Annotated in this window: 15 protein-coding genes; 8 read left to right on the forward strand and 7 right to left on the reverse strand. The window is 31.7% G+C overall.

All coding sequences use genetic code 11. The features are described from left to right. The first annotated feature begins 44 nt into the window (after window positions 1-44). The 8 genes from BUA98_RS08170 (at window position 45) to BUA98_RS08205 (ending at window position 6729) form a co-directional block, all read left to right on the forward strand. The gene (locus BUA98_RS08170) at window positions 45-932 is read left to right on the forward strand and encodes a 3-hydroxyacyl-CoA dehydrogenase family protein (RefSeq protein ID WP_072971110.1); all 888 of its coding nucleotides are present in this window, start codon (window positions 45-47) and stop codon (window positions 930-932) included. Between the two features lie 12 nt (window positions 933-944). Continuing rightward, a complete protein-coding gene (locus tag BUA98_RS08175; RefSeq protein ID WP_072971111.1) occupies window positions 945-1466 on the forward strand; it encodes a hypothetical protein in 522 nt (173 codons plus the stop codon). Further along, window positions 1457-2116, forward strand: a complete 660-nt coding sequence (locus tag BUA98_RS08180; protein WP_072971112.1) for a YggS family pyridoxal phosphate-dependent enzyme — start codon at window positions 1457-1459, stop codon at window positions 2114-2116. The genes BUA98_RS08175 and BUA98_RS08180 overlap by 10 nt, the downstream gene beginning before the upstream one ends. A gap of 47 nt (window positions 2117-2163) precedes the next feature. Then, entirely contained in the window at window positions 2164-2511 is a 348-nt protein-coding gene (locus BUA98_RS08185; protein WP_072971113.1) for a four helix bundle protein, read from the forward strand. A 102-nt stretch (window positions 2512-2613) separates the two neighbouring features. Then, the gene (locus BUA98_RS08190) at window positions 2614-3975 is read left to right on the forward strand and encodes an exonuclease domain-containing protein (protein WP_072971114.1); all 1362 of its coding nucleotides are present in this window, start codon (window positions 2614-2616) and stop codon (window positions 3973-3975) included. A gap of 29 nt (window positions 3976-4004) precedes the next feature. After that, window positions 4005-4844, forward strand: coding sequence for an ion transporter (locus tag BUA98_RS08195; RefSeq protein WP_072971115.1), 840 nt, complete (start codon window positions 4005-4007; stop codon window positions 4842-4844). A gap of 156 nt (window positions 4845-5000) precedes the next feature. Beyond that, window positions 5001-5921 (forward strand): tRNA (adenosine(37)-N6)-dimethylallyltransferase MiaA, encoded by a 921-nt coding sequence (gene miaA / locus BUA98_RS08200; protein ID WP_072971116.1) that lies wholly within the window; start codon window positions 5001-5003, stop codon window positions 5919-5921. 61 nt (window positions 5922-5982) lie between these two features. After that, window positions 5983-6729 (forward strand): acyl-[acyl-carrier-protein] thioesterase, encoded by a 747-nt coding sequence (locus tag BUA98_RS08205; RefSeq protein WP_072971117.1) that lies wholly within the window; start codon window positions 5983-5985, stop codon window positions 6727-6729. Window positions 6730-6998: 269 nt separating this feature from the next. Here BUA98_RS08205 and BUA98_RS08210 read toward each other — a convergent pair whose 3' ends face one another. The 7 genes from BUA98_RS08210 to BUA98_RS08240 form a co-directional block, all read right to left on the reverse strand. Continuing rightward, window positions 6999-7535, reverse strand: coding sequence for a hypothetical protein (locus BUA98_RS08210; RefSeq protein ID WP_072971118.1), 537 nt, complete (start codon window positions 7533-7535; stop codon window positions 6999-7001). A gap of 77 nt (window positions 7536-7612) precedes the next feature. After that, the gene (gene prfH / locus BUA98_RS08215; RefSeq protein WP_072971119.1) at window positions 7613-8302 is read right to left on the reverse strand and encodes a peptide chain release factor H; all 690 of its coding nucleotides are present in this window, start codon (window positions 8300-8302) and stop codon (window positions 7613-7615) included. Window positions 8303-8313: 11 nt separating this feature from the next. Further along, entirely contained in the window at window positions 8314-9705 is a 1392-nt protein-coding gene (locus BUA98_RS08220; RefSeq protein WP_072971120.1) for an RtcB family protein, read from the reverse strand. A gap of 542 nt (window positions 9706-10247) precedes the next feature. Then, window positions 10248-10964, reverse strand: a complete 717-nt coding sequence (locus tag BUA98_RS08225; RefSeq protein WP_026985497.1) for a response regulator transcription factor — start codon at window positions 10962-10964, stop codon at window positions 10248-10250. Between the two features lie 3 nt (window positions 10965-10967). Then, window positions 10968-12554 carry a sensor histidine kinase gene (locus BUA98_RS08230; RefSeq protein WP_072971121.1) on the reverse strand — a complete coding sequence of 529 codons (1587 nt, stop codon included), beginning with the start codon at window positions 12552-12554 and terminating at the stop codon, window positions 10968-10970. 59 nt (window positions 12555-12613) lie between these two features. Continuing rightward, the gene (gene coaE, locus BUA98_RS08235) at window positions 12614-13210 is read right to left on the reverse strand and encodes a dephospho-CoA kinase (RefSeq protein WP_072971122.1); all 597 of its coding nucleotides are present in this window, start codon (window positions 13208-13210) and stop codon (window positions 12614-12616) included. 1 nt (window position 13211) lies between these two features. Then, window positions 13212-14210, reverse strand: coding sequence for a glycosyltransferase family 2 protein (locus BUA98_RS08240; protein ID WP_072971123.1), 999 nt, complete (start codon window positions 14208-14210; stop codon window positions 13212-13214). Window positions 14211-14278 lie beyond the last annotated feature (68 nt).

Consider the following 14278-nt stretch of genomic DNA (forward strand, 5'->3'; position numbering starts at 1 on the left):
GGTGAATTCGTGGCTAAAATCATAAATATAATACCTCAATTTAAATGAAAACTATAGCTGTAATTGGTGCTGGAACAATGGGTAACGGAATTGCTCATACTTTTGCACAAAGTGGTTTTACCGTAAAACTTATTGATGTTTCTGAAAAATCTCTAGATAAAGGAATGGCAACTATCGCCGCCAACTTAGACAGAATGTTGTCTAAAGGAACAATCACTCAGGAAGATGTTGCCAAAACAATCACTAATATTATCACTTATACAGATATTAAAGATGGTGTTGTCGGCGTTGATTTAGTTGTTGAAGCAGCAACCGAAAATGTTGAATTAAAATTGAATATCTTCAAGCAATTAAACGAAGCTTGTTCTCATAATACCATTTTAGCGACGAATACTTCTTCTATATCCATTACACAAATCGGAGCAGTTGTAGCACATCCTGAACGCGTTATCGGAATGCATTTCATGAATCCAGTGCCGATTATGAAATTAGTAGAAATCATTCGCGGATACAATACAAGTGATGAAGTCACTAAAATCATTATGGATTTATCTGTAAAACTAGGAAAAACGCCAGTTGAAGTAAATGATTATCCGGGTTTTGTAGCAAACAGAATTTTAATGCCAATGCTAAACGAAGCAATCGAAACGTTATACAATAAAGTTGCCGGAGTTTATGAAATTGATACGGTGATGAAATTAGGAATGGGACACCCAATGGGGCCATTACAATTAGCTGATTTTATTGGTCTTGATGTTTGTTTGGCAATTTTAAATGTAATGTACGAAGGTTTCAAAAACCCTAAATATGCTCCTTGCCCACTTTTAGTAAATATGGTAAGAGCCGGAAAATTAGGTGTGAAATCTGGTGAAGGTTTTTACGATTATAGTGAAAGTAAAAAAGCAGAGAAAATCTCTAAGCAGTTTGTTTAAGAGATTTCAAATATGATAACATTTGAGAGTGAATATAAAAATTTCAATCAACGTTTTTTTCGTTTAAGTAATTTGTTTTTTTTTATTGAATTTATTCTTCTTTCACCGATAATTATCATTTTTAACCTTTCACTCTTTCTTACAATTATAATTGAGGCGTTACTTTTGATTATTTGTGTTTTTATAATCATCAATAGAAGCAAAAACAATATTGATATAATAACTTTCGAAGAAAATAACATTATATTACATGGAGAAACATTTAATACGAAATGGCTAAAATCGATAAATATAAAAGAGAGTTATATTGAAATACATAGTATCGGTTCTCGACAAGGAATAAGAGGTGCTACTTTTTATTTAAAAATAAAAAACAAAAAAGATAATTACATCCTAAATTTATTTGAAACATATTCTGACGAAGGTATCATACAGATTTTTAATGAGTTTAAGAAGTCCAAGGAAGAAAAAATAATTATAGACGAAAGACTAGTATTATTGAGAATTCAAGAAAAAATAGAAAAATGTCAATAGCATTAAATTTAAATACAATCAAATCCACATTACCAGAAAATGTAACTCTTGTTGCAGTTTCTAAAACCAAACCTGTTTCAGACTTAATGCAAGCCTACGAAGCTGGCCAACGCATTTTTGGAGAAAACAAAATCCAGGAAATGACAGATAAATGGGAAGAAATGCCAAAAGACATTCAATGGCATATGATTGGTCACGTTCAGTCGAACAAGGTCAAATTTATGGCACCATTTGTGAGTTTGATTCATGGAGTTGATAGTTTGAAATTATTGCAGGAAATCAACAAGCAGGCTTCAAAAAACAATCGAATTATTGACTGTCTGCTTCAAATATATATTGCCGAAGAAGAATCGAAGTTTGGTTTGGACGAAAACGAACTAAATGAATTATTATCTTCTTCAGAATTCAAAGAGATGAAAAACATTCGTATCTTAGGGTTAATGGGAATGGCAACTTTTACAGATGACCAAAACCAAATTAAAAAAGAATTTACACATTTAAAGTCAATTTTTGATTCGATTCAAACAATCGAAAATGAAAATTTACAATTAAATACAATCTCAATGGGAATGTCCGGAGATTACCAACTTGCTATCGATTGTGGCAGCACAATGGTTAGAATTGGAAGCAGTATTTTTGGAGGACGCTAAATTTCAAAAATCAATTACAATATCAAAAGTCAATTACAATAGTATTAATGGAGAAAATTTTCAATTTTGAAGATAGGTTGGTGAGATTTGCAGGAGAATGTATTTTCTTTACAAGACAATTAGAAAAGATATTCGAAAATGAATATTATAAAAATCAATTGATTAGGTCTTCCGGAAGTGCATCATTAAATTTTGGAGAAGCACAGGGAACAATAACTGATAAAGATTTTATTTTCAAAGTTTCATTAGTTGTAAAAGAGTTAAAAGAATCCAGAAACTCATTGAAAATTTTAGATTACATAAAAGAAGGCGATAATGATAAGCGCAATAAACTTCTAATTGAAGTTGAACAATTAATTGCGATTTCATCAAAAATGATAATTAATAAAAAATAAATTCAATTACAATGACAATGGCAATAACAATAACAATTTTCAGAAATTGAAATTGATTTTTGAAATTGATATTGCCATTGATTTTTGAAATTGACATTGAAAATGTACGCAATACTAGACATAGAAACCACTGGAGGCCAGTTTAATGAAGAAGGAATTACCGAAATAGCCATTTATAAATTTGATGGCCATGAAGTAGTTGATCAATTCATTAGTCTTGTTAATCCTGAAATTCCGATTCAGCCTTTTGTGGTGAAATTAACCGGAATAAATAATGCTATGTTGCGTTCAGCTCCTAAATTCTTTGAAGTTGCAAAACGAATCATAGAAATCACTTCAGATTGTATAATTGTAGCACACAACGCTTCTTTTGATTACCGAATTTTACGTACCGAATTCAGACGTCTAGGATATGACTTTGAAGCCAGAACACTTTGTACAGTCGAATTAGCTAAAAAATTAATTCCGGAACAACCTTCTTATAGTTTAGGAAAATTAGTTCGTGCGCTTGGCATACCAATGGCAGATCGTCATCGTGCCAGTGGCGACGCTATGGCAACGACAAAATTATTTAAGATGCTTTTAGAAAAAGATCTTGAAAAAACAATTGTAAAAGATTTTATAAAACTAGAAGTTGAAAAAGGTATTGCACCAAAATTGTTAGATTTAGTCGGACAAATGCCAACTAAAACAGGTGTTTATTATATTCATAATGAAGGTGGAAACTTAATTTATATTGGTAAAAGCCAAAATATCAGAAAAAGGGTCAATCAACATTTCACCGGAATTACTACAAAAAGCAAAAAAATACAGGCTGAAGTTTTCACAATAACCTATGACGAAACCGGAAGCGAATTAATTGCGCTTTTAAAAGAAAGTGAAGAAGTAAAAATAAACCGACCGAGACATAATCGATCACAGAAAAAAACGGTGTTTCCTTTTGCTTTGTATGCAGAAAAAGATTCAAATGGTTATTTGAACATAAAACTTCAAAAAGCGGATGGCCGTAAAAAAGAAATTACCTCTTTTGCTTCTTTACAGGAAGGTAAAAATATGCTTTTCAAATTCACTTCAAAATATTTTCTGTGCCAAAAATTAACCGGTTTATATCAAACTAAGAAAGAGTGTTTTCAATATAAAATCAAGGAATGTGATGGCGCTTGCATTGGCGAAGTTTCACCTGAAACGTATAACCTAAGAGTACAACAATTCATTTCAGAACATAGTTTTGAAAACAAAAGCATGATTCTTATTGACAGAGGCCGAAATGTAAACGAACGAAGCGCCGTATTAATCGAAGATGGTATTTATAAAGGCTATGCTTTTTACGATTTGAATTATCAGATTACGAACATCGAAATCTTAAAAAACATTCTAATTCCAATGCAAAACAATCGCGATGTAAAAAACATAATTCAAAATTACATGCGCAAAAGTAAATCGCTTAAAATTCTTCATTTTTAAAATACCCTAATTTTCTTTATCTTAGTGATATGACAAAAATGAAATCCCAATACGAAAGCTTTAGAGAAAAAATAAAAGTAATTCTTTACGGAACAGATACCGTTTTAGGAAGACTTTTCGATTTGGTTTTACTCGGATTAATTTTACTGAGTGTACTTTTGGTCATGATGGAGACCGTTCAGGGAATCAACCAAAAATACCATTCCCAACTTATTATCTGTGAATGGATTATCACCGTCTTTTTTACCATCGAGTATATTTTACGTATTATCTCCATTCAAAAACCTGTAAAATATATTTTTAGTTTTTATGGTATCATCGATTTACTTGCTGTATTACCCATGTATCTTTCCATATTTTTTCCGGGAGCTAGTATTTTATCGGTTATAAGAGCGTTACGCTTTTTCAGATTATTCAAAATACTTCATATTCCGCAAATTTCACATCAGTCTGTACAGCTGCGTGAGGCAATCGAAGCCAGTAAAGAAAAAATTCTTGTTTTTATCTATTTCGTATTGATCAGTACTGTAATTATCGGTTCTGTTATGTATGTGATAGAAGGCAAAGAAAGTGGTTTTACAAGCATCCCAGTCAGTATTTATTGGACTATAGTAACCTTGACAACAGTCGGTTATGGAGATATTTCACCGATAACCCCTTTAGGTCAATTTGTTGCTTCATTCGTTATGATTTTGGGTTACGGAATTATAGCCGTTCCAACCGGAATTGTTACTGCAGAATTTGCCAAAAACAGTTTAAAAAATAATACTGTAAGCGGGAAAAAAACATGCCAAAATTGTAATTCACAAGTCCACTTTGATAATGCAAAGTACTGCTACGAATGTGGAACAGAATTACCTAATATTTAATTTATGGAGCTATTTCCAGCTGTACATTGCAACTCCTCCTTATCTTTGCTGTTTTTTTAAGGTATAAAAGGAGCTTCCGCTGGTCGCTCTTTTATCCCAAAAAAAACTAACAAATATAAGTCCGGGGTTTTCATTCCCATCTGGGCTAGAAGAAATATGAAATACTTAATTACCATTGTCGGACCAACAGCTATAGGCAAAACAGCCTTGAGTATTGCTTTGGCACAACATTTCAATTGTGAAATAATATCCTGTGACAGCCGTCAGTTTTTTAAAGAAATGACGATCGGAACAGCAGTTCCAAATCAGGAGGAGTTAAAATCCGCTAAGCACCATTTTATTCAAAACAAATCCATTTTCGAAAATTATACCGTTGGTGATTACGAAAAAGAAGCACTTTTAAAATTAGAAGAATTATTTCAGAAAAATGATTTTGCTATTTTAATTGGTGGTTCAGGATTGTATGTAGATGCTGTTTTGAAAGGATTTGACGAATTTCCTGAAATCAATCCAGAAATTCGTTCTGAAGTAAATTCAAATTATGAAAAACTTGGAATCAATTATTTACAAGAACAATTACAGAATTTAGATCCAGACTATTTTCAAAAAATAACTTTAGAAAATCCGCAAACACTTCAAAACCCACAACGAATGATGCGTTTTGTAGAAGTTTGTATCGGAACTCAAAAGCCATATTCTTCTTTTTTAAATCAGAAAAAAAACAACCGAAACTTTACTCCTGTTTTAATTGGTTTAGAAGCAGACAGAAAAGTAATTTATGATCGTATTAATCAACGCGTTGATATTATGATGAACGAAGGTTTACTAGATGAAGCAAAAGCTCTGTATCCTAATAAAGCGTTAAATGCGCTTCAAACGGTCGGTTATAGAGAAATATTTAGTTATTTTGACGGAGATTTCACCTTGCCATTTGCCATCGAAGAAATCAAGAAAAATACCCGAAGATTTTCCAAAAGACAATTGACGTGGTTCAAAAGAAATGAAAACACGAAATGGTTTGATTACGCAACAGATAAAAAATACATCACCAATTACATAGAAAATCTAATAAAGTAAGATCAAAGTCTTTTTTCTGTGCTCTTTATTCTATTCTCTAAAATAAATATAAAATTACAAAATGCCAATATCTCCAAATTTCACATCAGTTTTAAGTAAAGACTGGGAAATCAATTTCACGCAGTGCACACCAAACGGTTATTTAAAATACACTGATTTGTGTAATATTTTACAATTAACCGCTGCTGCACATTCTGAAGTTGGTGGAATCAGTTTTTTTGATATGCAGGAATTTCATCAGGCCTGGGTTTTAAGCCGAATGAGAGTTGAGATTTCAGAATTGCCAAAATGGCAAGATGTTGTAACGGTAAAAACATGGATTAACAGCTTAGAAAATTCACGCTCTGTTCGTGCTCTCGAAATGTATGTTAACGGAAAGAAAATTGTTGGCTGCGAAACATATTGGGCTGTATTTAACACGCAATTGCGACGCCCTGAAGCTTTGGCTTTACCCTATGAACACTTTGAATTATTTCCTGAAAACAGAGCTACTGCTGAAGGTTTTTCTAAAATCAATATCAATCATGAAAAAGAAGCGGTTTTTGAAAAAACAGTTTATTTATCTGATTTAGACATTGTAAATCACGTTAACAATGTCAAATATTTAGAATGGTGTCTTGATCACGTTGATCCAAAAAGAATTATGAAACAGGAAGTTAAAAGCTTCGAAATGAATTTCATGAAAGAGCTTTCATTAAAAGATAATGTCGTAATTCATGAAAGTGAAGATGATGATCATACTATTGCAACATTCAGTATCACCAAAAATGAAAAAACTTGCTTTGCTCTAGAATTGCACTGGAAATAATACTTATACATTTCGGATTGCATAGCCTCTATGGGACAAATATTCATTCTCATAATAATTTTCTACCAATATTTAATCTCTACGAGATATTATAAAAATCTACTACAAAACAAAATACTCCTTTAGGAGTTATATGTAGGTAGAAAAAGAAAAAAATTAGAACACCTATAAAGTGTCCCATAGGGACTACACATTTATCTAAACCTATAAATTGAAAAACGATGCAATTCAAATTAGAATCGCATCGTTTTTTCTATTTAAATCAAAAATCATTTTGATTTCTTTTTTGAATCTTTTTTATTTTTATTCTGCTTTTTTTTCTTTTCTAACAATTCCAATTTTCCTTTAATTCTTTTCTCTACTTCCGTAATATCAGAATCAAAAGCAAATTGTAAAGTGCAAAGTTTAGCATTCTTAATTTCTTTAAGCGCATTTTTAAATTGCTGTTGCGCTTCTAAAAGAATAGCTTTCTTTACATAAATATCAGATTTATTAATTCCTTTTATTGTTAAAGCAAAATCAATCAGCTTTTGCGCTTCTTCATAATCTTCATTTAAAATTAAAGTCTGCAAATAATGCGGATACACTTCAAGTGCATGAATATTAATAGCTAAAGCTTCCTGAAAATAGTTTTTTGCTTCTTCATAATTCCATAATTGCTCTGCCTGGATTCTTCCATACAAACACAAAACCATTGTATTTTTCGCATCATATGAAAAAGCATAATCTAAAGATTCAATCGTTTCTTCAAGCGAATACGGATAATTATCCAAAGCCTGAAAAAGATATTTATCAATTGTTTTCATTTTATGTGTTGCTATTTATTGTTTTCTTTTGGCCACATATAATTCGCATATCATGATTGTTTTCTGCGACCAACTTTTTAATTATGCTCATTTCGTAAATCTTGTTTTAATTTCTGACGAGTTCCTTTATAGTTTTTCTCTACTTTATTCTTTTTGAAATCACTTCCGGTAAAAACTCTAACAGGATTTCCTCGCTCAATACTGAGTTGGTTCTCCCATTGTTTCCCTACATGATTCTTAAGTTGTACTAGTTTTTCGTCTTCTAATTTTTTTAATAATCTTTCTGTCGCCAGTTTTTTGTTTTGGTGTTGCGATCGGCTGTCCATCGAAACTACGACAATTCCTGTCGGAATATGAGTTGCTCTTATAGCTGAACTTACTTTATTGACGTGCTGCCCACCAGCGCCAGAACTTCGCATGGCCTGATATTGAATATCATTTACCGAAACTAATCCGTTTTTTTGTGGTTCGATTTCAAAAATTCCAATAAACCAGTTTTTGCGTTTGTGCATTTTTCTAAACTGACTTTGTCCAATCCATTGAATTGTTCCAATCCATGAACTAACAAATTGAGCTGCATTTTCTCCTTTTACAGAAATCGAAGCCGTTTCAACAGTTCCATTTTCCTGACCCGCTTCTCTCTGTAGCAAAACAGTTTCTAATTGCTGTTCCTGAGCTTCTTCCAAAACTTTTTTAAGCACTTGGGCGACTACCCAAGTGCATTCTGCAGGTCCGCGACCTGCTGTTATCTGAATTATTTTTTCCACTTTAATTTTTTTTATCGGTCCATTCTAACAATTTTTGGAGTAAAAGTTCCCAGAACTTCTACCAAATCAGTTTGATTAGCCATCACTTTTGTAATGTCTTTGTAAGCCATCGGAGCTTCATCAATATTTCCTCCAATCAAGGTTACCTCATGCGCTTTCAAAACCTTTTTAATTTCGCTTTGCGTGAAAGTACTTTTACATTTCGCTCTCGAAAATAAACGTCCCGCTCCATGCGAAGCCGAGTTTAAACTTTCAGCATTACCTTTTCCTTTAACAATGTAGCCAGGTGCTGTCATAGAACCCGGAATAATTCCCAATTGACCTTCTGCAGCAGGCGTCGCTCCTTTTCTGTGCACGATGCATTCCTGACCATTAACCATTTCTTTCCACGCAAAATTGTGATGATTTTCGATTGTTACCACTACTCTTTTACCAATCGCTTTGGCTATTCTCCTATGAATATCATCATGACAGGCTTTTGCATATTCTCCAGCCAAATTCATTGCCAGCCAATATTCCTGACCATCGTGCGTATTCAAATCTAACCAAGCCAAGTGCTGCACATTTTTAGGCAACGGACATTGCTTTGTCGCCAGATAGGTATAATGTTTAGCAATATTAGCACCTAATCCTCGCGAGCCACTGTGTGACAGAACAGCAAAATACTGACCAACTCCAATCTTCCATTCATTCTCAGGATTCTCAATTTTTGCAATTCCAAATTCCACAAAATGGTTTCCTCCGCCAGAACTTCCCAATTGTTTGTATGCTTTAGGCAAAAGATTCTTTAATAACGGAATATCCTGAAACTCACTTTTGTAAAAAACATCATGATCTACTCTTGAAGCATGAACTTCATTCATTCCAAACTTGGTATTATCTTTTAAAATTGCTTCTAATTGATGTTCTTTTCCTTTGAAATAGGAAGCCGGTAAATCAAAAATCGAAAGACTCATTCTGCATCCGATGTCTACTCCAACTCCGTATGGAATAACAGCATTATCAGTTGCCAAAACTCCTCCAATTGGTAATCCATAACCTGAATGTGCATCTGGCATTAAAGCTCCTGCCACTGAAATTGGTAATTTTAAAGAATCATACAACTGAAATTTAGCTTGTTGATCAATTTCATTTTCACCAAAAATGGTAAAGGGAGCACGAGTTGTTTTCATCTGGTGCATTCTTACCTGAACGGGGTTTATCAAACCTTCTGCTACTTTTCCCCAGGTTCCGTTTCCTTCAAACTTTTCAGGATGAAGCAATACTTCCTTAGCTTCTGTTAGAATGGATTCTTTTTTTTCTCTTTTTCTGTATCTGTTAATTTGCCCTAAGGCGATGTTTATTGAATTGTTTTTCGGAAAGCCTAATTTAATTAGGTCCTTTCCGGATAATTTATTTCCCATAAATTTTTAATTATTCTTATTGTTTTTTTTGCAAACCGATGCTCGTCAAAACTGAAAGTTCAACCAAAACATAAGCGTGCGAAATCTTTTATCCTTTTTGGATAAATAGTAAAATCAGTTATTCGGGAAAATTTGAAGTGTCTAGAATAAAAAAAGCCCGAAACTAAATGTCTTCGGGCTTTTTTATATATCTAAAAATGAATTTCTAGGATTGAAATAAGCCACGAAGAAGCGCTGCACCAAATCCGTTTGGTGTGAAGCTTTGTGATGTTGATGTAAGTACAAACATTTCTCTTCGTTTTATTAGGGTTATTATTTTTTCGTTTGCAAATATTCATAATTGTTTTTCTATTTTCCAAATTTATTTTAAGAAAATTCATCAAAAAATACTTTAAACACTATAAGTCAACAATAAAATACCAGCTATTTAACTGATAATAAGAATTATACAACGACATGTTTTTAAATATTGAAAAAAACAAATGACAAAAAAAAGCTCTGATTTCTCAGAGCTTTACTATTTTATTGTTTGGTGAATCTTGTTATTCAGTTACTTTGCTTTTAACAACTAATCTGAAACCTTCTCCATGAATGTTTAAGATTTCTACATCTTCATCAGCTTTTAAGTATTTTCTAAGTTTAGCGATGTAAACGTCCATACTTCTCGATGTAAAGTAGTTGTCATCTCTCCAGATTTTTGTTAATGCTAATTCTCTTGGCATTAAATCATTTTCATGAAGAATTAACATTTTAAGCAATTCATTCTCTTTTGGAGATAATTTTATCGGCTCGTCATTTTCGAAAGTCAAAAATCTAAGTTTAGAATTTAAGTGGAATTTACCAATATTAAATTCAAATTGAACTTGCTCCGCTTTAGTATCAGCAGATTTTCTTTGAATAATAGCTTTGATTTTCATCAATAAAACTTCTGAATCAAAAGGTTTATTCAAATAATCGTCAGCACCTGCTTTGTATCCTTTTAACACATCCTCTTTCATAGATTTTGCAGTTAAGAAGATAATAGGCACTTCACTATTTTTTTCTCTAATTTCTTTGGCTAAAGTATAACCATCTTTATAAGGCATCATTACATCAAGAATGCATAAATCATACACATCTTTCTTGAATTTTTCGAAACCTTCCATACCGTTTTTAGCTAAAGTAACTTCAAAGTCATTTAACATTAGATAATCTTTAAGAACTGCCCCAAAATTAAGGTCATCTTCTACTAAAAGTATTCTTTTGTTATTATTTTCCATATTTTAATTTATTAATGGTATTTTTATTATAAAGGTGCTACCTTTTCCTTTTTCGCTTTCAACATATACTTGACCATTGTGATCTTCTACTATTCGTTTTACATACGCCAGACCTAAACCGTGCCCTTTAACATTATGTAAATCTCCCGTATGTTCTCTGTAAAATTTCTCAAAAACTCTCTTTTGAGCTATCTTACTCATACCAAGACCATTATCCTTTACTTTTATCAGAATCATATCTTTGATGTTTTCTGTAAAAATTTCGATTTCCGGAACATCCGGAGAATATTTAATGGCATTTTCTAAAATATTTACCAAAACATTGGTAAAATGTACTTCATTTACCAAACATGTTGTTCTTGAAGCATTAAAATGTTTTACAACAGTACCCTGTCTATCCTCAAGAATTAAATTTACATGTTCAATCGCATCATCAATAATATCATGAATTGCAGTTGGTTCTTTTGTAATATCTAATTCTCTTTTTTCTAATTTAGAGATACGTAAAACGTTTTCAACCTGAGCATGCATTCTTTTATTTTCATCCCTTATCATTTGTAGATAACGGAATACTTTCTCTTTATCTTCAATAATTTTAGGATTTCTAATAGCGTCAAGTGCCAAATTTATAGTTGCAATTGGAGTCTTAAACTCATGCGTCATATTATTTATAAAATCCGTTTTAATTTCAGATATATGTTTTTGACGCAACAATTGGTTTAATGCACTTGTGTAAGCAATTATTATAATAAGCGTAAATACAATGGATAATATTGTAATACTCAATAACTCTGATAGCAAAAATTTCTTTTTATTAGGAAACGTGATATATAATTCATATTTACTATTTCCTTCATTATCAGTATATATTGGCACATGATAACTTGCGTCTTTATCATAATGAAATCCATCCGATTTCACTTTTGTCACTAAACCGCTGTTCAAAACACCAAACTCAAATTTGGTTTTTACTTCATATTCTAATAATTCCTTCTTTAAGAGCTTTTGAAGCTTATCTTTTGTTATTCTTCCTTCAATTGGCGTTAAGGAAGCAATATCCTTATATTGAATTTGTTGCTGTACTTTATTTAAAATATCTAAGCTTCCTGATTTTTCGATTTTTAAATCCGGTATAATACTTTGTCCTAAAGGATTATTATCGATACCATTGTTGTTATTATAAACCTCTGTTACACGTTTTGAACTAAAGTTTTTAAATCTTTCACTACTGAATTTCTTATTAAAAAGTGAACCACTTATATCATAATCTTCAGAGGTTAAAGTATTAGAATAAACAATTGTCTTATTTGTTTTGGTATTTCTTTGCACATAAAGAACTTCCAGTAAATCTTCTTTCTTAGGGATTTTACCAGTACTGTCTTTTATACGATTGTATTTGTCATAAAAACTATATTCTTCCTGCTGCTCTAGTTTATCAGCAACATTACCAATTACCTGGGTAACGTGGTATTTAAATTGTTCGTCATTATTTTTGAACGAAGAGTTGAACCAAAATACCTGAACCAGAATTATCCCAATAAGAGACAAACTCATAAGCAAAACAAGTATTCTAAAAAATAATTTATTCATCGAAACAAAATTAATATTTTAACAATATACTAAATAATACATTAACCAAATATTAACATTTAAGACTGATTTTGTTTAATATCTAAAATTTTAAGAATTTTAACAACTTCTTCTTTAGCAATTTTAAGATTTACGTTATTAATAACAAAATTGCTTCTGGAAATTCGATCTTCATCCTTCCATTGCATCTTAATTCTGCTTAAAACTTGCGCCGGGGTGGTATTATCGCGTTTTAAGACTCTTTCAATTCTAATTTCTTCTGGTGCGGTTACTGTTATAATATAATCACATTCTTTATACCTCCCGCTTTCAAATAATATAGCAGCTTCATAAATTATGTAATCGTAATTTTTATGCTGCAATAACCATACCTCAAAATCCTTTTTTACGGCTGGATGTACTATTGCATTTAATTTAGCTAACTTTTCCTTGTCATTAAATACAATCTCGGCTAGTTTTGCTCTGTTTAAGACATCATTTTCAAAAACACTTTCTCCAAATACATCTTTTACTTCTTTTATAACATGATCCAGCTGCATTACTACTCTTGCACCATCATCGGCTATATATACAGGAACTCCCAATTCTGCAAAATAATTAGCAATGGTTGTTTTTCCACTACCAATGCCTCCTGTTAAACCAATAACCTTTGTCATATTATACTTTAAAAAACATACGAGGAAAAGCTTCTTGTGGTTTTTTCTTTAGAAGAATGATTTTTACAAATGATTTTAAAAACCCTGTTCCATACCCATAGAATTGTTTCCAAACTGCAATTAGTGACAAGTATCCTATCTTAATACTTTTATTTTGATAACTTGCTGTAAGAAAAATTACAACGAAATATACGAAATATAATTGTAATAAAATATCAATATTGAAAATTAACAGTAAAAAAGCTAATAATAGCCCTAGTATAAAAACAGTAGGAAAGAAAAAAGTAATCTTATTGTGCTCTGGATACCAACTATTTAATATTGGTCTTGCGATTCCAAATTTATGCACCTGAATAGAGAATTTCTCCCAATCAATTCTGCGTTTGTGATAAACATATGCTTCAGAAAACAATCTAGTTTCAAAACCTAAATTCCATAATCGAATTGACAAATCGGGATCTTCGCCCGGGTGAATATTACCAAATCCTTTTGATGCTTCAAAAGCTTTTTTAGAAATTCCCATATTGAAACTTCTTGGTTGAAACTTATTAATTTTTTCTGAACCACCACGTATTCCGCCAGTTGTCAAAAATGAAGTCATTGCAAAATTGATCGCTTTCTGTATATCAGAAAAACTATCTAATGCTTTATCAGGTCCACCAAAACAATCCACATATCCTTCATTTAATGCTTTACGCACTTCTGTTAAATAATTAGGAGGAATAATACAATCTGAATCAAAGATGATAAAATAATCTCCTCTCGCCTTTTGCATTCCGAAATTTCTCGAATCTCCCGGTCCTGAATTCTCTTTAAAATAATAAGATATATTCAGTTTTCCCTGATAGGTCATTACAACATCTTTACATGGAATCGACGAACCGTCTTCAACAAGAACAATTTCAAAAGGTTCATTATAATCAGATTTTGAGAGACTTTCTAAAAGTTCATCAACTTCATCTGGACGATTATACACGGGTATAATTAAAGAAAAAATCATAATGCGATGTGCGGTATTAAAGTGGCAATTTTTTTAATTTCAAAATTTTAACAAAGATATGTTATATT

It is taken from the genome of Flavobacterium saccharophilum (assembly GCF_900142735.1).
Classification (GTDB): Bacteria; Bacteroidota; Bacteroidia; order Flavobacteriales; family Flavobacteriaceae; genus Flavobacterium; species Flavobacterium saccharophilum.